This window comes from Staphylococcus sp. 11-B-312 (assembly GCF_016743055.1).
Taxonomy (GTDB): Bacteria; Bacillota; Bacilli; order Staphylococcales; family Staphylococcaceae; genus Staphylococcus; species Staphylococcus ureilyticus.
The window spans coordinates 2,341,663-2,362,843 of sequence record NZ_CP068241.1 but is presented as its reverse complement, the minus strand read 5'-3'; the positions used below and the strand labels follow the sequence as shown (position 1 = coordinate 2,362,843).

Here is a 21,181-nt window from a genome sequence, read left to right as displayed (position 1 = left end):
TTTGTATTTTGAAGTTAAAGTACTAACATAATGATCATACTAGCGGAACTATAAAACTTATGAGTGGATTTTATCGACGAATTGATAAAATTGTGTAATATCCGACAATTGTTGATTACATTTGATACTGTCAAAACAAATATAGTCACCTTTTTTGGTATATTGTCCATCACCAGAAGTACGTGTTTTACGCATAAATAGAGCGACATTAGATTCTTTATTACAAATTGCGCAATAGCCCTTAACGGTTTGGTTAGCAATGTCGCCATAAAAACCTGTTAAAGTTCCTTGCTCGTTATAATAGATGATAAATTTTCTGTTTGAAGCGATATCGTTCCATCCGATATAAGTACTTTCCAATAGAATTTCATCACTAATAAGCGGTGATTTAAGCTTTTTAATTTTACGAAAAGTTTTTTCGACTTGTTTTTTTGAAGGGTGTTCAAAGGGTATAACGTATGTCTGTAAAGTTTCTAATATTTTATCTACTTGTACTTTAGTAATACGTATGTTCATTAATTTTTCAATCGCTTCAGTCAACGTATCATCTGTTTGATGAAACTGCTGATAAATGTCTATTTTAGTTGTTTCTTTTATAGAAGCAATTGTATTTAAGTCATTTACTGATTTATAAGCATTAAGTAAATGTGCGATTCGTTCTTTAATATAGTTAAATTGATATGGATAAATTTGTTTTTCCAATTTTTTTAAATTCCTTTCACATTATAATTCTTAAAAGCAAAAGATGCTTTGTGAAAAGAAATTTTAAACAAAGCATCATACTATAGACAGTAATTGCTTTGTATTAATAATGAAGCATTGTTATGCAACATATCATCATCTCCACATATTGTATTTGTTTGTTTTATATCAAATTACCAAAGAAATGTCAAAATCTATATATTATAAAAATTTCCTATATAGCGAGAAGTCAAAAGCTTAACAATCATTAGCTTACAACGACAATATCGTAAAATATAATTAGTTGATTCATGTACACGCGTAGTATACAAAAAAGCGCTTTTATAGTACAATGTTTGTAAATGATAGATGTTTGTCCACTACGAAAATACATTACGATTTCTGTAATAAACAAGGGAGTTTTTGATTATGAAAAAGATAATGATTACAGGTGCTTTAGGTCAAATTGGTACTGAGCTCGTAGTAAAATGTAGAGCGTTATATGGCAATGATAATGTACTTGCCACAGATATTAGAGAACCAGAAACAGGTTCGGCGATTGCTAATGGACCATTTGAAATTTTAGATGTTACAGATAAAAACAGAATGACGGAAATTGTTGAGTCTTTTAAACCAGATACATTTATGCATATGGCGGCATTATTATCTGCAACAGCTGAAAAAAATCCACAATTTGCATGGGATTTAAATATGGGTGGTCTTTTAAATGCTTTAGAAGTAGCTCGAGAATATGACTTACAATTCTTTACACCAAGTTCAATTGGAGCTTTTGGTCCTTCAACACCGAAAGTGAACACACCACAGGTTACGATTCAACGACCAACTTCTATGTATGGCGTTAACAAAGTTGCTGGTGAGCTATTATGCCAATATTACTTTGATAAATTTGGTGTAGATACAAGAAGTGTTAGATTCCCTGGATTAATATCACATATTAAAGAGCCTGGTGGCGGTACAACAGATTATGCAGTAGATATTTATTTTAAAGCAGTTCGTGAAGGTCAGTATACAAGCTATATTGCTAAAGATACATTTATGGATATGATGTATATGGAAGATGCAATTGACGCTATTATCAAGTTAATGGAAGCAGACGGCGTAAAATTAATTAATCGTAACGCCTATAATTTGAGTGCGATGAGCATTGAACCAGAAATGGTCAAAGCGGCAATTCAAGAGCATTACCCAGATTTTAAATTAAATTACGAAGTTGACCCAGACAGACAAGGTATTGCTGACAGTTGGCCAAATAGTATTGATACAAGTTGTGCTAGAGCAGAGTGGGGCTTTAATCCTAAATATGATTTGACTAAAATGACAGAAGTTATGCTTAAAGAAATCTCAAATAAAGATAAAGTAAGATAATTACTTTTGAAATAATCGATGACAAAGCGATTAAGGTATAAACTTTTAAAAAGTAAGAGCGCTAATTCACTTTGGATTAGTGCTTTTTATATTTGAAGTTATATCATCATGTACGTGAATGCTTCTTGTCTGATATATGGTTTAGCCATATAATCTTGCAGTTATGACGTTCCTTGAGTGTTAGTGTTGTACAATACTTTTGTACAGCTTTTAATACTCAAAAAAGCCTTTTCCCTATCGTTCACTACACAATATCAATGAAAATTTTGAACTTAGTTACTAATATTAATAGATTGTGATATATCAATATCGATTTCCGTAGTATCTCAAAAGATGTGAACGTTCATGCTTTAATCAGTGACATCTATGTATTATCTTCTATATGATGTTACACTTGAATCAATTAATTTCATTAGTTTAACCAAAGATGTTGTTATTTTTTAAATTTTTTGAAAATTATTGAATGAAACTATTCTGATTGGTATAATTTAATGTATTAGTTATTAATAGAACATTGGAGGAAACAGTCATGTCAGAAAAAATAAAATTGATACAGCGTGAAAGCCTTAAAGAAAAACCAGATCCAAGTAATTTAGGATTTGGGGAATATTTCACAGATTATATGCTAAGTTTCGATTACGATACTGATCAAGGATGGCATGATTTGAAAATTGTGCCTTATGGACCGATTGAACTTTCTCCAGCGGCCCAAGTATTACATTATGGACAAGCAGTATTCGAAGGATTGAAAGCTTATAAACATGACGGCGAAGTAGATTTATTCCGTCCATCTGAAAATTTTAAACGTATTAACAATTCTTTAGCACGTCTAGATATGCCTCAAGTTGATGAAGATACGTTATTAGAAGGTTTAAAACAATTAGTAGATATCGAACGTGATTGGGTACCAGAAGGAGAAGGCCAATCATTATACATACGACCATATGTATTTGCTACAGAGGGTATTTTAGGTGTACGACCTTCATATTCATATAAGTTATTAATTATTTTATCGCCTTCAGGTTCTTATTACGGTGGTGACTCTTTAAATCCAACAAAAATTTATGTAGAAGATGAATATGTACGTGCTGTCCGTGGTGGTGTTGGACATGCAAAAGTAGCTGGTAACTATGCGGCTAGCCTTTTAGCACAAACAAATGCATCAGCACAAGGCTATGACCAAGTACTATGGTTAGATGGTGTAGAGCAGAAATATGTGGAAGAAGTCGGCAGTATGAATATCTTCTTTGTAGAAAATGGAAAAGTGGTAACACCTGCATTAAATGGTAGTATTTTACCAGGTATCACACGAAAAACAGTTATTGAATTAGCGCAAAACTTAGGTTATGAGGTAGAAGAACGTCGTGTATCTATCGATGAATTGATTGAAGCGCATCATAATGGTGAATTGACTGAGGTGTTCGGTACTGGAACAGCAGCGGTGATTTCACCAGTTGGTCAATTAAAATACGGCGATACTGAAATCGTTATTAATAATAATGAAACAGGAGAAGTAACTCAAAATTTATATGATCATTATGTTGGTATTCAAAGTGGTAAGCTTGAGGATCCGAATGGTTGGAGAGTAGTCGTACCAAGATATTAAATTTCTCCCCAAAAGATAACAATAAACAGCACAATAAAAGGAGCAAGTCAGAAATCTCACGTTACTAAAGATTTCAGCGTCTTGCTCCTTCTTTTTTGTTGAAAACTATTAACAGACAGTCTGCGATGGTTTAACTTAATGCCAATATTTAAATAGCGGGCCATCTTTGCCATATATTGGATCTGTGTCAGGTAAACTTGCGTTTTTGATGTTCTCTATATTTTGTGGCCATTCGTCAGGGTTTCCAGTACAAAAATCATAATCTTGACCATTTGGATAGGCACCTATTACTGCAAAATTATGATAACTGTGAACTCGTTTATGACCATAACCAGCTGGTATGATAATGACATCGCCTTGCTGAATATCTACATGAGGACCAAATTCACCACCTAGTTGTACGATGGCATTTCCTGAAACGACAATTAGGACTTCATGTGTATTGCTATGATAATGATGTATTGGAAATATGCCGCTACGCCAAGCGTTTGACCAATTGTTTTTATTTAAAATATCTAGAGGTCTTTCTTCTTGTTTGATTACATTTTTATATAGCAGCACGGTATATTTAGGGTTGTTGGGAATTGAATCATCACTGTCGCAAGAAATGGTTTCAATTTTAACATTAGGGTTAGGCGCCAAACTATTCACCTCTTTTATAGGTATTACTATATCTCATAACCTAAATATTTGGATTTTAAACGGTGTTTACAATCGGTATGTTAGTTGAGTTATTTGTTTTAAGAACGATTTTTATATTAAAATTAAGTAGTAAGTTGAGGGATACATATTGTTAAACATAGGAGCTGTTTAAAACATGGAATGGATATTATTTGATAAAGATGGTACAATCATATATTTTGATCGCAGTTGGATGAAAATCGGATTGCAACTCGTTGATGATTTTATGGAAACATATAAGGATGCAATTGACGATATAGATGAAGGTTATGCGTATTTAGGTGTTATAGATGGTGAAATTCAACCAGGTACGATTATGGCTTCAGGCGCATTAGATGAAATGATTGAGGCATTTTGTAAAATTGCAAATCAAGATGTAACAAGTTGGGCTCAACAAAGAAGTCAAGTGCTCGTCGATAATAGGGTGCCAGAAAATGTTTTAGTTGAAGGCATCAGTGAAACATTAGATACGTTAAAGCAAAGAGGTTACAAACTAGGTATTGTGACAAGTGATTCTAAAAGAGGGGTAGAACAATTCTTGGAATACACGCAATTCGACCATTACTTCGATATTGTGATTTCTACTGAAGCGGATGCCGTTGAAAAACCAAATCCTGAAGTGCTAAATCCACTTTTTTATAGATATGATGTAGAACCTGAAAATGTAGCCATTATCGGTGATACTGCGAATGATATCCAAACTGGCATCAATGCTAAATTAGGGTTGAAAGTTGCAGTTTTAACAGGTGTTGGTTTAAAAGAATCATTTACTAAAGCGGATTATATTTTTGAAACTGCAAATAGTGTAGTGGACATATTATAATAATAGGACTAATCCACAAAATATAGGAGCGGGACAGAAATCTAATTTTATTAAATAGATTTCGTCGTTCCACCTTGGCAAGTATGGCTAGAATTGAAAAAACTTGATTTAAAGCACATTTTGAGTTCAATCACCTACTGTCAATATGGGATGGGGTTGGTACGAATCTATTATGTCTTAGTCTCTATTTGTAAAAAAACGTAAACGAGGTGGTTGAATGATTGATGGAAGATATGCAAATTATCGCGGTGAAACATATAAAGTTGTAGAAATTGTAAGTAATGAAGTATTGTTGGTCACTGAGGATGAACGAGCTACGGAACATGGTTTTGAAGCACAAACGCATCGTCACGCTGCACATACATTATATTATAAACATGTAGCGAGAGATGATGTTGATGAACTTTATGAACTATATCAAGAAGCGAGATATAGTGGTGCTATTTTTGATTTATATCAAGACTTAGAGGGGCAATTATATATAGGTACTGAAGACGAAGATAAAGCAAGTACATTTGGTCTCGACCAAACTGATGAATATTATTATAGTAAGTATGTAGATGAAGACGAGATAGAAAAGATTATTTATCGTAAACATATTGAATAAAGTCCCACTTCCCAACTTGTTGGGTTAGTGGGACTTATGCATGAGCAATGGCTCAGGTAATGGGTTAACTTGATGGTGCGTGCAGGAAAGAATTGATTTCTTTCAAAAGATATTGTTGTCCTGCGTTTTGTTCTACATTACAAAATCTGTTTTATATGGTACTATTCTTGATTTTGCAAATGTTTTAAGCAACAAACGTATTATCGTTGATCTACATTTCTATAAGTTTCAATAATGTGACGGATTTTATCAATAACAGGATTTAGTGATTCTGGATCTGCATGTAAATCATATTCATTGATGTTCACTCTTACAACTGGACACGCATTGAATTCACTAATCCAATCTTCATATCGTTTGAATAATTTTTTCCAATATTCTGGATCTGTTTCAATTTCCATTTGTCGACCACGTTGTTTGATGCGATCAATCACTTCATCATAATCACATTCTAAATAGATAAGTACATCTGGTTTTGGGAAGTATGGTGTCATGACCATAGCATTAAATAGTTCGGAATATGTGTTGAAGTCTTCTGGACTCATTGTCCCTTGTTCTTCATGCATCTTAGCAAAAATATCAACATCTTCGTATATAGAGCGATCTTGGATAAAGCCGCCGCCATATTCAAACATACGTTTTTGTTCTTTGAAGCGCTCTGCTAAAAAATAAATTTGTAGATGAAAGCTCCAACGTTCAAAATCATGATAAAACTTATCTAGATAAGGGTTATGATCTACATTTTCAAACGATGTTTTAAAATTTAATCTTTGTGCCAATGCTTTCGTTAATGTTGATTTTCCAACGCCGACTGTACCAGCGATTGTTATCACAGCATCTTGAGGGATACCGTATTTATTCATCATCTTTTCCTCCAATCAATGGTTGCACTAAATCTAAAATATAATTATAATCATTTTCTTGCTTCATAAAATCTAAATCAGTCGTATCTATTCGAATGACACTTTCACCATCTGCTTTTAACGAACGATAATAGGCATTGTAATCACGTTTTAAATTAAGTAAGTAGTCGTCTTCAATCTGATGTTCGAAGCTACGATTACGTAACGCGATACGCTTTTTCAATATTTCTAAATCTGCATCTAGAAAGATAATCACATTTGGCATTTCTAAATCTTCAGTTAAAATATCATAAATTCTAGAGAATTTATTGAATTCAGAAGGTGTTAAAGTATTATTTGCAAATATTTTATTTTTATAAATATGGTAATCACTTACAATACCTGTAGAAATTGCTTCAAGATCTTGAAATTGTTTGTAACGATTACATAAAAAGAACATTTCTGTTTGAAAACTCCATTTGGAAATATCTTCATAAAAATCGGATAGAAAAGGATTTTCATTTACGATTTCTTTTTCTTCATAATAATTAAAAGTCTGGCTAAGTTTATGTGCTAATGAAGATTTACCGACGCCAATCGGCCCTTCAACAGCAATAAATTGTTTTTTCATGTTTTTACCGCTCCAATGTTAAAATAGACAATAAATATTGTACCATATGTGAGGTGATAGACACATGTATACTGACCAATTTTATATGAAAATTGCGCTAGAAGAAGCGCGGAAAGCTGGTGCTATTGGAGAAGTACCAATTGGAGCTATTGTCGTGAAAGATAATGAAGTTATTTCACGAGCGCACAATTTACGAGAATCCACTCAAGATCCTACTGCACATGCTGAACATATTGCGATTCAAAAAGCTGCAAAACAGCTTAATAGTTGGAGGTTAGCGTCCTGTAAACTTTATGTTACTTTGGAACCTTGTGTAATGTGTTCAGGTGCAATCGTCATGAGTCGTATTCCCGAAGTAATCTATGGTGCACAAGACTTAAAAGGTGGTTGTGCAGGTAGTTTGATGGATCTGTTGCAAGAATCGCGATTTAACCATCGGGCCAAAGTTACTACAGGTGTATTAGCAGAGGAATGTAGCCATTTATTGAAGACATTTTTTAAAGATATTAGACAAAAAAAGAAAATCATACGAACAGAGGATAATACAAATAGTGAAACATTTGGTAAAATATGAAATGTGTTACAAAATTATGGCAATTTGTAAATGAGTATTCAATCGGTGTTTTGAGATAAAGTAGAAACGAGGTAAATCAATGATAAATTTAATTGCAACAGATATGGATGGTACGTTATTGAACGCTGCACATGAAATATCAGAAGAAAATATCCAAGCTATCAAATATGCACAATCACAAGGCATAACTGTAGTCATTGCTACTGGTCGGGCATTTTATGAAGCAAATGCACCAATCAATCAAACAGACTTAAAAGTGCCATATATTTGTTTGAACGGTGCAGAAGTCAGAGATGAATCATTTAATATTATGAGCACTTCAAATTTAAATAGAGAACTCATAAATCGCATTACGGTAGAATTAAATAAAGAAAACATTTTCTATCAAGTGTATACCAACTTAGGCATCTATACTGAGAATCCATTACGAGACTTAGAGATTTATATTGATATTGCACAACGTGCTGGTCAAGAAGCAGATGTAGAAAAAATTAAAAGTGGCATTCAAAAACGTATAGATAACGGTACATTAAAAGTAGTTGAGAATTATGACAAAATTCAAGATACACCTGGTGAAATTGTGATGAAAATATTAGCTTTTGATAGTGATTTAGAAAAAATTGATCGAGTAAGTGAAACATTAGCAAAATCAGAAAGTTTGGCAATTTCTTCTTCATCACGCGGAAATATAGAAATTACGCATTCAGATGCACAAAAAGGTATTGCTTTAAACACGATTGCAGAGCGTCTAAATATTGATATGGAAAATGTTATGGCAATCGGTGATAATATGAATGATGTTTCAATGTTGGAACGCGTCGGTTATTCAGTTGCAATGGAGAATGCAGCTCCAGAAGTTAAAGCAATCGCAAAATATGAAACTGACTCTAATGAACAAAGTGGTGTTGGTAAAGCGATAATGAAACTACTTAGAGAAAATAACAAATCATAGCATGAGGTGAAAGGATAAATGAAAGGATTAATCATAATAGGGAGTGCTAAAATGGGCTCGCATACAAATGCTTTAGCTCATTATTTAAAAGGTCATTTTGAAGACCAATATTTTGAGGTTGAGATCTTTGATCTAGCGGAACACCCAATTCATCAACTGGATGTCTCTGGCGTTTCTTCACCAAGTGAAGTGTATAAAAATAATTTAACATTATTACAAACGAAAGCGCGAAATGCAGATTTCTTTATATTAGGAACACCAAACTACCATGGGTCATATTCTGGTATTTTAAAAAATGCATTGGATCATTTAACGATGGATGATTTTAAAATGAAACCAGTTGGATTAATCGGTAACAGTGGTGGAATTGTAAGCTCTGAACCATTGTCTCATTTACGTTTGATAGTACGTTCATTACTCGGAATCGCAGTACCAACGCAGATTGCGACGCATGATACAGACTATAATAAATTAGATGATGGTACGTATTACTTGGATAACGAGGAGTTTCAATTACGTTCAAGACTATTTGTGGATCAAATTATTTCATTTGTGAAAAATAGTCCGTATGAACACTTGAAATAATGTGAAGTCATTTTTGAATAGGGGTTACGATGCAAGTTGTATCTCACTATGTACATAATCTAAAGGGTTTTGGAGCGCATATGAAATCAAACATTACTTTGATTTCATATGCGCTCTTATGTTGCTGAGGTTTAATTAGGCAGTACTGTGAAGTATTGAATTAACTATTAAATGATACTGTTCAATCAGCTGTTTAATTTCTTCTAACTTGATATCATGCAAATAAATACATCTTTCATCAGATTGATCTCGAGATTTTTTTAAAAGGTTAAGTTCGATAAAATGGTTGATTTGTGAAGAAACAGGTGAATTTTGGACTTGTAATAACTTTTTTAATTCAATGGCATTTATTTTATTCTTATTAAGATAGAGCAATTTATCCAAAATGATTACCTCAGAAATCGTAAGATTCAAATTTTGTTTCACTACTTTATTAATCAATCCTCTTTTTTCTTCATAAATAATTGTATTCATATTGTCACCACACTTTTAATATTTTGCTTTTATGCGTTAAATTGAAATTGTTGATAGAAATAGAATTTTAAATGTTGAATTACTGACTAGTTTCTTATGGTATTTAAAATCAGAAGGTTGGCAACCAATAATATTATTGAACAGATAACAATATTCATTTTGACTACGAAAATCATAGCGTTGTTGAACAATGTTTAAATGATCACCATTAAGCAAATCACATATGGAAGCATGAATTTTAGATGACGTAATATATTGAGATAATTTACAGTTCATCAATGTTGAAAACTCTCTTGATAAAAAGCTATTATTTACAAAAAAATAATTAGCAATTTCTTTGCAAGTGATTTTAGTCGTTAAATGCGTATTAACATATTGTACGACATCTTTAATTAAAGTTGTTTTATAACTGCATTGTAATTCAGAACTTTGAAAATTTTGATGCTCAGAATATTTTATACTTTTAATTAAATCTTTAATGACATTGTTCGGATTGGTTATAGATTGATGTTGAATCGCATCAATTATATCTAATAATTTGAGGCGTATCTCTTTTTTTAACGATATATGTTTAAACGTGTTAAAATTTAATTTCTGGAAGTATTGATAATAGTAAAAATTATTTAGTGAAAGACAGATTAAACTACCGTTAAAAGAGATTTGTTTAATGGATTCATAGTCGTGGATATGAAATATGTCACCTACTTTAAAATGATGGAAAGTAGTGTTTTTCAAAGCCACAAATTCTCCTTCTGTTACTAAAAAAATATGTAGAAAATGAGGTCTGCTTAATTGGCTTATAGAGCCATACTGCGCATGTTTTATTTTAAAAGTATCATCCATTTTATTGGTTTCACCACTTACATCAAAATAAAAATTAATTATAAACTACTACTGTAATTATTTTAATATGAAAATTGTATATAGAACATTAATAAAATTTAACAGTTAATATACATTATTTTATAATTAGTTGTAGATGGATATATTTAGTGGTGGTATTTTTAAATGAACCATTAAAATTTTACTATTACAAATTTAACTAATGAATTTGGAGAAAAATAACATTATTTAGTAAGGATGGAAAGTTTAATTGTTGAGAGAATGTTTTGAAATTAAAATAAAAATTGAATAAAAAATAATAGGCTACTAAATTTCTATATCATTTAGAAATTAAGTAGCCTATTTTTGATGATTTGCTGTGTTAATTTATAGTTATAATTACTATTTTCTATATTTTATTTTTGCAAAAGCGTCATGTTGGTGAATAGATTCTTCATTTCTACACTCAATGTCAAAGCCCTCTATCCAATCAAAATCGACTAAATCTGCTGCGATTAGGCGAATTAAATCTTCAACAAATCTTGGATTTTCATAAGCGCGTTCTGTGACACTTTTTTCATCTGGTCGTTTTAATATAGGGTAAAGTATAGAACTTGCGTTGGCTTCCATTGCATCTAAAATTTTTTCTTTGTAGTCATCTGTTAAAATAGTTTCGTTATTCAAAATTGCTTTAACGGTAATGATACCGCGTTGGTTATGCGCCGAGTACTCACTGATTTCTTTTGAACAAGGGCACAATGTTGTAACTGCAGCTTGTAGTGTAATTTCTTTTCTTGTAATATTTTCCTTGTTTATCGCCATACCGTATGTCACATCTGCATGGCCTACAGCTTTGATATTCGTGATTGGACTGTAGCGATCAAAGAACCATTTAGCTGAAACATCAACGCCAGCAGCATTTTGTTCCATGCGTTCTTGTAAGCTACGCAAAAGACGATACAAAGAATCGAAATCTAATTCAATGCCGTTGTCATAGTGTTTTTCAACACTTTCTAGAATACGGCTCATATTTATACCTTTTTCATCTTGATTAAGGCTTGTTGAGAAACTGAAGTTTCCAGCTGTTTGAAAACGGTCAACTAATACAGGATATACAAGATTTTTAATACCTACTTCTTCAATTTCAAATAAGTAGTTTTTGTTCGTACTTTGCAAATCTTTCATTTCTTCTTTAACGGTTGGTTTTGTACCTTCGATTGGATCAACTGAACCAAAATGTTTCCATCGACCTTCTCGAGTTGATAAATCAAATTCTGTCATGATATTGCCTCCACTTAAGATTCAAAGTTATAAGTCCAATAAGGTTCAACTTCTAAAAAGCTTTGCGCTTCTCCAGAAACATCAGGTGTAGCAAGTTGTTTTAAGAATGGTCCTGTTTGAGATGCGTGTGCTTCAAACGCGCGAAGTTTTACCTCTTTATAATCACTGATCTCATTTAGAATGTCAGGTTCACCCAATTTTTCAGGCGCATCATTACTAAATGCAACAAGTTGTAGACGGGGTCTTTCTGATGGCTTCATGCGTCCCACAGTTCTCACGACTGCTTCTGCTGTAGCTTCATGGTCTGGGTGCACTGCAAATTGAGGGTAGAACGATATGATGACGGATGGATTTAATTCATCAATTAATGACTGTACCATCTCATCCATTTCGTCGTGAGGTTCAAATTCTACAGTTTTATCACGTAAGCCCATTTTGCGTAAATCAGTTATACCAATGGCAGCCATCGCAGCTTCTAATTCTTTTTCACGAATGTCAGGTAAAGATTCACGAGTGGCAAATGGTGGGTTACCTAAATTACGTCCCATTTGACCTAATGTTAAACAAGCGTATGTGACTGGTACACCATTATCTATATAACGTGCCAATGTCCCTGCAGATGAGAATGATTCATCATCTGGATGTGGAAAAATAACTAATACATGGCTTTCCTCTGTCATGATTCATCCTCCTTATGCTTTAAATGGTTGAGTGCTTATTTCTAAAGCAGCAGCTAGTTGACCTTCATAGTTAAAGCCAGCTAATAGAAATTCACCTTGCTCATTTATTTCGTAATGTGTTAAACCTTGAACGTAGACCCAACCGCCATCTTTTAGTTTTAAACCTACACGATATGGGTCTTTATTACCACCTTTAAGCTGTGCATGCTCAAAAGTGACTTGAATATTTCTTAAAAAAGTGCCCGCGTTAAATACACGTTGGTCAAAATGTGCAGCATATGCACCATTCGTCGTCTCTACATGTAAATACACGGGTTTATCTTCATATGAAGAAAGTAATGTTTGTACTTTTTCATCTATTATTGATTCCAAACTTTTTGCCTCCTTGATTCCAAACCCCTATATTTTTATGCAATAAATTGTACGATACAAGTGTTAATAAAAATAATCAGTCTAATCTTTAGTGTAAACTGACTTTGAAACATTTTCTACCTGAAAAATGAATTTCAACTTAGATTTATACATAAAATTTTGATTATCTATTTATTTTACTAAAAACAGCGATGAAAATGTATTAGTCTGCTCATTATACTTTTAGTCATTTTAAACAATCATTACAATTTATCAAATATCGATTTTCTGTAAAAACGATTAAAAGCACGTATAATAGAAGTGTATTCACATTTTGTTTATAGCTAATGACAAATTTAATATATTTGGGAGGGCAATAACATGAAAATCACAAATTTAGGGTCTAGTGCATATGCTTCATTTTATGTTGCATGTGAATTGTTTAAACAAATGAGTCAACAACCACATAGTAAATTAGGATTAGCTACAGGTGGGACAATGGTAGAAGTTTACGAATTTCTAGTTAGTTTACTGCAAAAGAATCAATTAGATGTATCTGGAATAGAAACATTTAATCTAGATGAATATGTCGGTTTATCTGCGACGCATGAACAAAGTTATCATCGTTATATGAATGATATTTTATTTAATCGTTATCCACATTTTACGAAATCTTTGATACACATTCCTGATGGAGCTGCAGAAAACTTAATGGAAGAAACGAAGCGATATGAAGATTTAATCAATCAAAAAGGACCAATGGATATACAAATATTAGGTATTGGTGAAAATGGTCATATCGGTTTTAATGAACCAGGGACTGATATGAATAGTACCACTCAAGTTGTGGATTTAACTGATAGTACAATCAATGCAAATAGTCGTTATTTTGATAATGAAAGTGAAGTACCTAAACAAGCTGTGTCCATGGGTTTAGCTTCAATTTTAAAAGCGAAAAGAATCATTTTGTTAGCATTTGGAGAGAAAAAAAGAGAAGCAATTGAACAATTAGCTAAGCATGAAGTTAATAAACAGGTTCCAGCTACGATTCTGCTTGCACATCCTGATGTTGAAATTTACGTTGATGACGCTGCAGCACCTCGCTTATAATCTCTCAGTTTAAATTATTACTTTAAGGGTAAAGCATTTATGCGTAAGTTTTTAAATAAAGTAAGTTAGGTCATGATTTCCATGCCTATCATTAAATCAAGAAGGGATGATCATTTTGGAATTACAACTAGCAATTGATTTATTAAATAAAGAGGAAGCGGCAGAGCTTGCAAATAAAGTTAAAGATTATGTTGATATTGTAGAAATTGGTACTCCTATTGTGATTAATGAAGGATTACCGGCTGTACAACATTTAGATAATAATATCGATGGTGTGAAAGTACTTGCAGATTTAAAAATTATGGATGCGGCAGATTATGAAGTAAGCCAAGCTGTTAAGTATGGTGCAGATGTAGTTACAATCCTAGGTGTTGCAGAAGATGCATCTATTAAAGCTGCGGTAGACGAAGCACATAAAAATAATAAAGAATTACTTGTAGATATGATTGCAGTACAAGATTTACAAAAACGTGCGAAAGAATTAGATGAATTAGGTGCAGATTATATCGCTGTGCATACTGGTTATGATTTACAAGCAGAAGGTGAATCACCATTAGAAAGCTTAAGACAAGTTAAATCCGTAATTAACAATTCTAAAGTTGCTGTAATTGGTGGTATTAAACCAGATACAATTAAAGAAGTGGTAGCTGAGGACCCAGATTTAGTTGTAGTTGGTGGCGGCATTGCTAACGCAGATGACCCAGTTGAAGCAGCAAAACAATGTAGAGATGCGATTGAAGGTAGATAAGATGAGTGAAATTACAAATTATCGTTTGATTTTAGATGAGTTAGATCATACGTTATCTCATGTTAGAGATAGTGAAACACAAGCTTTTTTATCGCAAGTGACTAAAGCAAAACATGTATTTGTAGCAGGTAAAGGACGTTCTGGATTTGTAGCAAATAGTTTTGCTATGCGTTTAAATCAACTTGGGAAATTTGCTTATGTTGTTGGAGAATCAACTACACCTTCAATTACTGAAAATGATTTATTTATTGTCATTTCAGGTTCAGGTTCAACGGAACACTTGAGATTATTAGTTGAAAAAGCAAAATCTGTTGATGCAGAAGTTGTGTTATTATCTACGAATCCAAATTCGGCAATTGGCGCATTGGCCAACACTGTTATAGAACTTCCTGCAGGTACAAAATATGATGCAGAAGGATCTGCACAACCCTTAGGTAGTTTGTTTGAACAAGCAGCGCAAGTCTTTTTAGATAGTTTAGTACTAGATTTAATGAACGAACTTAATGTCGATGAGGAAACGATGCAAAGTAATCATGCTAATTTAGAGTAGTGTATTAGAATAAAACGTTTTTTCGTTGAGGACGTGAACGATGAATCTCATCCTCATAGAAAAGAGCTAATCTCAAATGATTAGCTCTTTTTTTATGAGAAATTTTACAAATTAATTTTAATCGTACGCTTGTTTGAATATTATTAATTTTTAGGATTGTGAATATTATTATAAATCAAATCACCAATATATTGAGAAACATGGCCATTTTCGATTGAACAAAATTTATTATGAAAACTGTTTATTTTATCGCTGTATTGTTGTGCATAATATGCAAAGTGATTTAAGCCTTCAATCACTTCATCAGTGTTTGTGAAAATAGGACCTGGTAATTCATGGAAATAATCAATATAAAATCCACGTAATTTTTCTTTGTATTTTTCTATATCATAAGCATAGAAAAATTGAGGGCGTTTCAAAACACCATAATCAAACATCACGGAAGAATAATCCGTGATTAAACCATCGCTAATTAAGTAAAGCTCAGAAATATCACTATAATCGGAAACATCAACGATAAAGTCTTCATAATCGCTCAAATCAAGTTTATTTGCAATTAGATAGTGCATGCGTAATAAGATAATATATTGATCACTAATATTTGCACGGAGTTTAGTTAAATCTAGTTGTACAGTTTGTTGATAATTACCTGCTTCATCGTATTCATCATCTCGCCATGTTGGTGCATATAAAACAACTTTTTTATCAAGAGGTATATTTAAGTTTGCTTTAATTTCATTAATATATGGTTGGTTCTGAGCATGATTGACTAAAATATCATTTCTAGGATAACCGATTTCTAAAATGTTTTCTCTTTGCATCCAAAATGCTGATTGAAAAATAGCGGTGGAATAGGCATTGGGTGATATTAAGTAATCCCAGCGGCGAGTTGCGTTATAAAATGATTTTTTATAAGATGCAGTAGTTGTATTGGGCATTCGTACTACTTTCATATCATTTGCTAATTTTTTAAGTGGGGTACCATGCCAAGTTTGAATATATAATTGATTATTCTTTTTGTTGATGTGCACTGGTATCCTAGCGTTTGTAACCCAAACATGTGCTTTTCGATAAATGTCGAAATAGGATTTACTGTTTTTAGCAATTAAATTTAATTCTTGAGGGAAATTTGCTTTGTTTTGTGTGTCATAAATCCAATAATATTTGAGATTAGGGTATTTATGTTGCATGTGTTCATAAATGTACTTTGGGCTATCGTTATAATTTTTCCCACTAAAAGATTCAAACACTATCGTTTCATTGTCTACATCTTTCTTTTTATTGAATAAAAGATATTTAGAAAGGTTTTTATTTGGTTTGTTTAGCAAGATATTTTTTAAATATCTTGTACGTAATCTCCACTTATTAAAAGAAAGTGCCAATCGATAATTTGTATGTTGTAATAATAATAATTCGACTTTAAATAGAAACTTGGTTTCGCGTTGTATAGCTGGCATTAGTAATGGAATTAATTTAGTTAATGATTTATGACCGATGCGATATTTCTTTTCAATATCAGGGTCACTGGGTTCAAACCAAAGTTTGATAGCTTTTAATATACTTTTAAGTACATATTGTTTTAATACTGGGTCTTCGATGCGAGCAAGTGCATCGTGAGATGCTTTAACAAAATCTTTAAATAAATATTCAAAAGATTGTTCTCGTAGTTTATTTGTATTCAATGGATCATAAATTTCCCCACAAATATAGAAAGGGATTCCTTTAATATCAACGTAAGTTTTTGCATATTTCAGATAGTCGATGACAAACGACCAATCTGAATAAACATTCAAAGATTCATTAAACATTAGTTTTTGTTGAAGCACAATACGTGTATTAAAAATAATGTTAACAATAGCATATTGTGCTAAGATATTACTTTCATTTTCTCGTGTTTTTTTATAATTAACCTGCAAAGTATCGTCAGTATATGCAGTTGGTATGTTCAAAATAAAATCTGTAATAGGAGCAATAAGGGTATCACAGTTTTTTAAATATTTAAGATATATTTCAACTGTATAAGGTGCAAGAAAATCATCAGCATCAACAAATAAAAAATGAGTCGTTTTAACATGAGCAATGGCTTCATTTCTTGCATGACTATGGCCCTGATTTGTATTGAACTTAATGTACTTTACATTTATATTATCATTATCGATTTGGTTAAATAATCGCTTTTCTGAAGTATCGGTAGAACCATCGTTTACTAATATTAAATTAAAATTTTTATCTGTTTGATTCATTAATGAAGCGATACATTGCTCAATGTGATCTTCATTATTAAAAAAAGGGACTATTATAGACAATGTATTGGTCATATTTAGGTAACACCTCTCGAACATAGTATTAGATATAAATACAGGAGTGAGTTAAGAAATCAAATAGAGATTATTTGATTTCAAATACTCACTCCTAACATTGATATTAATCATTAGATTTTTGACATCTTTTACATTATAAACAAATAGGAATACATATAGAGTGGGTATTTTATTTGTTTACGTTATTAAATATACTGTATTTTTAATAATAATTACGTGCATTAGTTAAAAGAAACGTTCTACTATACTTTGAGCTGCAGTTCCGTTCTCATATGAACAAAATCTTTCGTGAAATTGCTCGTATTTCATTTTGTATTCTTGTTGAATTTGTTCAATATTTTTAATTGCGTGTATTAATGTTTCATTTGTTTTTATAAGCGGACCTGGTGCTTCATTTTCAAAGTCAAAATAAAATCCACGCAAACTGTTTTTATAGTGTTCTAAATCGTAAGTGAAAAATAGCATAGGTTTTCTAGTATTAGCAAAATCAAACATTACAGAAGAGTAATCCGTGATACAAATGTCCGTAATTAAGAATAAATCACTGATATCGTTATATTTACTGCCGTTAATTACAAAATTGTCTAAGCTACTATCTAATTTTAATGCATTACTAATAATTATATGTGGCCTTAGAATTAAAATATAGTCTTCACTAAGTTGTTCTTGCATCTTTTGTAAATCAATTTGTAAGTTGATGATATGCTTTTTAGCTTTATTAATTTCATCATCACGGAAAGTTGGTGCGTATAGGATGATTTTACGATCATCTTGAATACCCAAACGTTGTTTGATTTTTTCTTTTTTATTATTAATATAAGCTACATCGTTATTGTAGAATATATCATTGCGTGGATAGCCAACTTCTAATATATCTTTATGAAATTCAAAGGCTGATCTAAAACATTCAGATGCATATGGACTTGGTGAAACGAGATAATCCCAATATTGAATTGCTCCGTTAACGCGTTTTTTATAGTTCGCATCTCTACCCTCAAAGCTTTCAACATCATTTAGCATTTTTTTCAAAGGCGTACCATGCCATGTCTGAATGTAGATTGTATCCTTAGGTTTTGAAATATAATGTGGGAAGTTTTGGTTATTTATCCAATATTTTGCACGTGATAAATAATGGTAATACTCCGGTGACAATCGTTTTACTGTTATGACGTTAGGATCATTAAAAGGGAATTGTTGATTACTTACCCATACAATTTGGTAATGGTCAGTATATGCTTTTAATTTGTCATAAATAACTTTTGGACTGTCACTGACAGCTTTGCCTACATTACTTTCAAATACAACTAAATCTTTTTTGACTGGTACAAGCTTAGAAATAGCGGAGTTATATTTATCCATTACATTAAAGTATTGTTTACTTTTTCTAAAACGTTTGAATAAATGTTGTGACAATATATCATATTTAAATTTGCTTTTTAATTGGTTAGTTGTTTTGTGATTTAAGACTGCTTCGAAAATTCTTTCGCTATTGTGTTGATCATGATATTTAACGAAACGATTTGCTTTTATTTCGACTGCTTTATCGATTTGATAATGATTGCTAATCGTTTTATTTAGCAATGATTCTAAATCATGTTGATTATTAACAATTGTACCAGGTAATTCATTTTCTATATCAAGGTGTGAAGGTTCATTACCTAAAAATGCGTGTTTATCAAATTGATAATAAATCACAGGTTTGTTTAAAAAGCTGAAATCAAATGCAACACTTGAATAGTCAGTAATCATTAATTTACTTTCTTGGATTAGTTTCTGTACGTTAACATCACCTTGTTTAATACTTGTAATATAATTTGGCACATTAAATAATTCAATGAAAGGCTGCATATTAGGATGTAAACAGAAAATGACTTCATTGCCTTTGTTAGCAATAGACTTAATACTAGGACTATTCAATAATTGGTTGATATTTTCTAGATATTCAGAATCCTCTAGTCGCTCCCAATTGATTAACCAGTCTCTCCATGTTGGAATAATTAAAATTTGGTCTTTGGTATTAACTTTCGGATTAAAAAGTTCGTCAAATCGTGCTAAGCCTGTCACTACAACTTGTTTACTATCAAACTTCAAATCTCTTACTACGATTTCTTTCTCTCTTTCAGAACTTGCAATAAAAAGGTCAACATTGAAATCTTTCAGTTGATTGCCATTAATATTTGATAAATTTTTAACCCCTAAGACACCATGTTGTAAAAAGACTCTAGTTGCTTTAATCTTTTTTGTGTAAATGGCGCTATTAGTAGGGAATATTAATTCGGGATGATGTGTTGTACAAATATAATCAGCATGTAACATAATGTTGAAATGCTCTGGCGATTTATAGTAAATAACATTACCAAAAGGAAGCACATTTTTAGCTTCGATAGAGTTTTTTTCAATTATGTAAAAGACAGGTAATTCAGGATGGTATGTACGCATATATTTAAAGAAGTGATAACCATTATCTTGAGCTTTATACGATTTTTCACCAATTACCCAAACCTTTTGATTTTGCTTTTTGAAGGGTAATTTCATATTTGGCATTTTTAAATTTTGTATATAAGTTAAATAACTATCGATTGTATATCTATTGACTCTAAATGAAAGGTTGCGACCTTTCATAGTTAAATAAGGCGTAATAGAGATGATTTCATTTTCGAATTCAGTAATGATTTCCCCTTTAAGAAAGCGCTCTGCTAATATTCTAGGATTTCCCAACTTAACTTCAATAGGTAATTTTGATTCTTGAATGTCAATTTCTAAGTAGATATCAATGATATCACCGTTTTCAAATGGATATTTCATGAAATCAATGAGTTCATGATAAATATCTAATGAAAAATTTATGTAAGTTGTCTGTTTTCTTTTAGTAATTGACTTTGCTGGGAATGTAATCATTTTTTTTCGAGTCGTAAATCGTGTTCCTAATACCAGAGCTATGTTTTCAAAGGTTGAATTAATGATTGAACATTGTCCCTCGATTTTAGCTTCATGATTATTAAATCTAAATGAGTCAATATGTCTTCTTGAAAAATAATTTTTTGAAGGTGTATATTGAGTCATTGAAAAGTGTAGAAAACCATTTTTAGTAATATAAGGATGGATAGAAAAGTCACCATCTGTTACTTCTGATAAATTGCAAACAGTTGAATTTGCGTTATTAACTTTCAGGTTTTTTTGCGTCGTTAGAATTACATCAGATTCTTCAACGACCAAATATAATTTATTCGTCTCTTGTTGTTTAAAAACAGAAATTACTTCATTTAAATCAATCTTAAAGTTAGCTGTATCATCTATAGGTTCATAACAAAGTGAGTTATATTCGTTTTTAATATATAATTTGTCAATTGATCTATTTGTTTCATTAAAAGAAATATTAAGGTTTGACCCTTCTTGTATTATATTTTGCAACAAACTTCCTCCCAAAATAAATATTTTTTTATTAGTATAATTATAACAATCTATAGGCTATAATT

21 protein-coding genes are annotated in these 21,181 nt (G+C 31.7%); 10 read left to right on the top strand and 11 right to left on the bottom strand.

The annotated features are described in order from the left end of the window. Positions 1-57: 57 nt before the first annotated feature. On the bottom strand, positions 58-702 hold the full coding sequence (gene fusF / locus JG554_RS11420) for a fusidic acid resistance EF-G-binding protein FusF (protein WP_040029926.1): 645 nt from the start codon (positions 700-702) through the stop codon (positions 58-60). 408 nt (positions 703-1,110) lie between these two features. On the opposite strand from fusF, the gene JG554_RS11415 reads away from it, so the two are divergent. Both JG554_RS11415 and JG554_RS11410 read left to right on the top strand, forming a co-directional pair. Continuing rightward, positions 1,111-2,067: an NAD-dependent epimerase/dehydratase family protein gene (locus tag JG554_RS11415; protein WP_046207245.1), complete on the top strand. Its 957-nt coding sequence runs from the start codon at positions 1,111-1,113 to the stop codon at positions 2,065-2,067. A 529-nt stretch (positions 2,068-2,596) separates the two neighbouring features. Continuing rightward, complete coding sequence (locus tag JG554_RS11410; RefSeq protein ID WP_040029928.1) at positions 2,597-3,673, top strand: branched-chain amino acid aminotransferase; 1,077 nt, start codon at positions 2,597-2,599, stop codon at positions 3,671-3,673. 135 nt (positions 3,674-3,808) lie between these two features. Here JG554_RS11410 and JG554_RS11405 read toward each other — a convergent pair whose 3' ends face one another. Further along, a complete protein-coding gene (locus JG554_RS11405; protein ID WP_398572587.1) occupies positions 3,809-4,324 on the bottom strand; it encodes a cupin domain-containing protein in 516 nt (171 codons plus the stop codon). Between the two features lie 166 nt (positions 4,325-4,490). Between JG554_RS11405 and JG554_RS11400 the strand changes: the two genes are divergently transcribed. Together JG554_RS11400 and JG554_RS11395 are read left to right on the top strand one after the other, a co-directional pair. Further along, positions 4,491-5,177 (top strand): HAD family hydrolase, encoded by a 687-nt coding sequence (locus JG554_RS11400; RefSeq protein ID WP_070657538.1) that lies wholly within the window; start codon positions 4,491-4,493, stop codon positions 5,175-5,177. Between the two features lie 217 nt (positions 5,178-5,394). Continuing rightward, positions 5,395-5,784, top strand: coding sequence for a hypothetical protein (locus tag JG554_RS11395; RefSeq protein WP_046207248.1), 390 nt, complete (start codon positions 5,395-5,397; stop codon positions 5,782-5,784). 200 nt (positions 5,785-5,984) lie between these two features. Here JG554_RS11395 and JG554_RS11390 read toward each other — a convergent pair whose 3' ends face one another. Together JG554_RS11390 and JG554_RS11385 are read right to left on the bottom strand one after the other, a co-directional pair. Beyond that, positions 5,985-6,647 (bottom strand): deoxynucleoside kinase, encoded by a 663-nt coding sequence (locus JG554_RS11390; protein WP_040029931.1) that lies wholly within the window; start codon positions 6,645-6,647, stop codon positions 5,985-5,987. Beyond that, positions 6,640-7,257: a deoxynucleoside kinase gene (locus JG554_RS11385; protein ID WP_046207250.1), complete on the bottom strand. Its 618-nt coding sequence runs from the start codon at positions 7,255-7,257 to the stop codon at positions 6,640-6,642. Before JG554_RS11385 ends, JG554_RS11390 begins: the two co-directional genes overlap by 8 nt. Before the next feature lie 64 nt (positions 7,258-7,321). Between JG554_RS11385 and tadA the strand changes: the two genes are divergently transcribed. From tadA to JG554_RS11370, 3 genes are all read left to right on the top strand, one after another. Next, positions 7,322-7,831 carry a tRNA adenosine(34) deaminase TadA gene (gene tadA, locus JG554_RS11380; RefSeq protein ID WP_046207251.1) on the top strand — a complete coding sequence of 170 codons (510 nt, stop codon included), beginning with the start codon at positions 7,322-7,324 and terminating at the stop codon, positions 7,829-7,831. A 79-nt stretch (positions 7,832-7,910) separates the two neighbouring features. Further along, a complete protein-coding gene (locus tag JG554_RS11375) occupies positions 7,911-8,783 on the top strand; it encodes a Cof-type HAD-IIB family hydrolase (protein WP_046207252.1) in 873 nt (290 codons plus the stop codon). Between the two features lie 18 nt (positions 8,784-8,801). After that, positions 8,802-9,368 carry an NADPH-dependent FMN reductase gene (locus tag JG554_RS11370; protein ID WP_046207253.1) on the top strand — a complete coding sequence of 189 codons (567 nt, stop codon included), beginning with the start codon at positions 8,802-8,804 and terminating at the stop codon, positions 9,366-9,368. A 135-nt stretch (positions 9,369-9,503) separates the two neighbouring features. On the opposite strand, the gene JG554_RS11365 is transcribed toward JG554_RS11370, so the two are convergent. The 5 genes from JG554_RS11365 to JG554_RS11345 form a co-directional block, all read right to left on the bottom strand. Further along, complete coding sequence (locus JG554_RS11365) at positions 9,504-9,842, bottom strand: transcriptional regulator, SarA/Rot family (RefSeq protein WP_046207254.1); 339 nt, start codon at positions 9,840-9,842, stop codon at positions 9,504-9,506. 36 nt (positions 9,843-9,878) lie between these two features. Then, positions 9,879-10,685, bottom strand: a complete 807-nt coding sequence (locus JG554_RS11360; protein WP_107360014.1) for a helix-turn-helix transcriptional regulator — start codon at positions 10,683-10,685, stop codon at positions 9,879-9,881. Positions 10,686-11,066: 381 nt separating this feature from the next. Next, a complete protein-coding gene (folE2, locus tag JG554_RS11355; RefSeq protein ID WP_046207256.1) occupies positions 11,067-11,945 on the bottom strand; it encodes a GTP cyclohydrolase FolE2 in 879 nt (292 codons plus the stop codon). Between the two features lie 14 nt (positions 11,946-11,959). Then, positions 11,960-12,625 carry a bacillithiol biosynthesis deacetylase BshB2 gene (gene bshB2, locus JG554_RS11350; protein ID WP_019468220.1) on the bottom strand — a complete coding sequence of 222 codons (666 nt, stop codon included), beginning with the start codon at positions 12,623-12,625 and terminating at the stop codon, positions 11,960-11,962. A gap of 12 nt (positions 12,626-12,637) precedes the next feature. Next, positions 12,638-12,997: a YojF family protein gene (locus JG554_RS11345; RefSeq protein WP_040029939.1), complete on the bottom strand. Its 360-nt coding sequence runs from the start codon at positions 12,995-12,997 to the stop codon at positions 12,638-12,640. Positions 12,998-13,357: 360 nt separating this feature from the next. On the opposite strand from JG554_RS11345, the gene JG554_RS11340 reads away from it, so the two are divergent. The 3 genes from JG554_RS11340 (at position 13,358) to hxlB (ending at position 15,384) form a co-directional block, all read left to right on the top strand. After that, positions 13,358-14,086 (top strand): glucosamine-6-phosphate deaminase, encoded by a 729-nt coding sequence (locus JG554_RS11340; RefSeq protein WP_046207259.1) that lies wholly within the window; start codon positions 13,358-13,360, stop codon positions 14,084-14,086. A 115-nt stretch (positions 14,087-14,201) separates the two neighbouring features. Beyond that, a complete protein-coding gene (gene hxlA, locus JG554_RS11335) occupies positions 14,202-14,834 on the top strand; it encodes a 3-hexulose-6-phosphate synthase (protein WP_070039425.1) in 633 nt (210 codons plus the stop codon). Position 14,835: 1 nt separating this feature from the next. Continuing rightward, positions 14,836-15,384, top strand: coding sequence for a 6-phospho-3-hexuloisomerase (hxlB, locus tag JG554_RS11330; RefSeq protein ID WP_046207261.1), 549 nt, complete (start codon positions 14,836-14,838; stop codon positions 15,382-15,384). Between the two features lie 143 nt (positions 15,385-15,527). Here the strand turns inward: hxlB and JG554_RS11325 are convergent, their stop codons facing one another. Continuing rightward, positions 15,528-17,702: a bifunctional glycosyltransferase/CDP-glycerol:glycerophosphate glycerophosphotransferase gene (locus JG554_RS11325; protein ID WP_119505780.1), complete on the bottom strand. Its 2,175-nt coding sequence runs from the start codon at positions 17,700-17,702 to the stop codon at positions 15,528-15,530. A 228-nt stretch (positions 17,703-17,930) separates the two neighbouring features. Then, positions 17,931-21,116: a CDP-glycerol glycerophosphotransferase family protein gene (locus JG554_RS11320; RefSeq protein WP_203265307.1), complete on the bottom strand. Its 3,186-nt coding sequence runs from the start codon at positions 21,114-21,116 to the stop codon at positions 17,931-17,933. Positions 21,117-21,181: the final 65 nt, after the last annotated feature.

Bases quoted from the DNA above. Each gene is read 5' to 3' on its own strand.
- JG554_RS11415 (WP_046207245.1), top strand. From the start codon at position 1,111: ATGAAAAAGATAATGATTACAGGTGCTTTAGGTCAAATTGGTACTGAG.
- JG554_RS11410 (WP_040029928.1), top strand. From the start codon at position 2,597: ATGTCAGAAAAAATAAAATTGATACAGCGTGAAAGCCTTAAAGAAAAA.
- JG554_RS11400 (WP_070657538.1), top strand. From the start codon at position 4,491: ATGGAATGGATATTATTTGATAAAGATGGTACAATCATATATTTTGAT.
- JG554_RS11395 (WP_046207248.1), top strand. From the start codon at position 5,395: ATGATTGATGGAAGATATGCAAATTATCGCGGTGAAACATATAAAGTT.
- JG554_RS11390 (WP_040029931.1), bottom strand. From the start codon at position 6,647: ATGAATAAATACGGTATCCCTCAAGATGCTGTGATAACAATCGCTGGT.
- JG554_RS11385 (WP_046207250.1), bottom strand. From the start codon at position 7,257: ATGAAAAAACAATTTATTGCTGTTGAAGGGCCGATTGGCGTCGGTAAA.
- tadA (WP_046207251.1), top strand. From the start codon at position 7,322: ATGTATACTGACCAATTTTATATGAAAATTGCGCTAGAAGAAGCGCGG.
- JG554_RS11375 (WP_046207252.1), top strand. From the start codon at position 7,911: ATGATAAATTTAATTGCAACAGATATGGATGGTACGTTATTGAACGCT.
- JG554_RS11370 (WP_046207253.1), top strand. From the start codon at position 8,802: ATGAAAGGATTAATCATAATAGGGAGTGCTAAAATGGGCTCGCATACA.
- JG554_RS11365 (WP_046207254.1), bottom strand. From the start codon at position 9,842: ATGAATACAATTATTTATGAAGAAAAAAGAGGATTGATTAATAAAGTA.
- JG554_RS11360 (WP_107360014.1), bottom strand. From the start codon at position 10,685: ATGGATGATACTTTTAAAATAAAACATGCGCAGTATGGCTCTATAAGC.
- folE2 (WP_046207256.1), bottom strand. From the start codon at position 11,945: ATGACAGAATTTGATTTATCAACTCGAGAAGGTCGATGGAAACATTTT.
- bshB2 (WP_019468220.1), bottom strand. From the start codon at position 12,625: ATGACAGAGGAAAGCCATGTATTAGTTATTTTTCCACATCCAGATGAT.
- JG554_RS11340 (WP_046207259.1), top strand. From the start codon at position 13,358: ATGAAAATCACAAATTTAGGGTCTAGTGCATATGCTTCATTTTATGTT.
- hxlB (WP_046207261.1), top strand. From the start codon at position 14,836: ATGAGTGAAATTACAAATTATCGTTTGATTTTAGATGAGTTAGATCAT.
- JG554_RS11325 (WP_119505780.1), bottom strand. From the start codon at position 17,702: ATGACCAATACATTGTCTATAATAGTCCCTTTTTTTAATAATGAAGAT.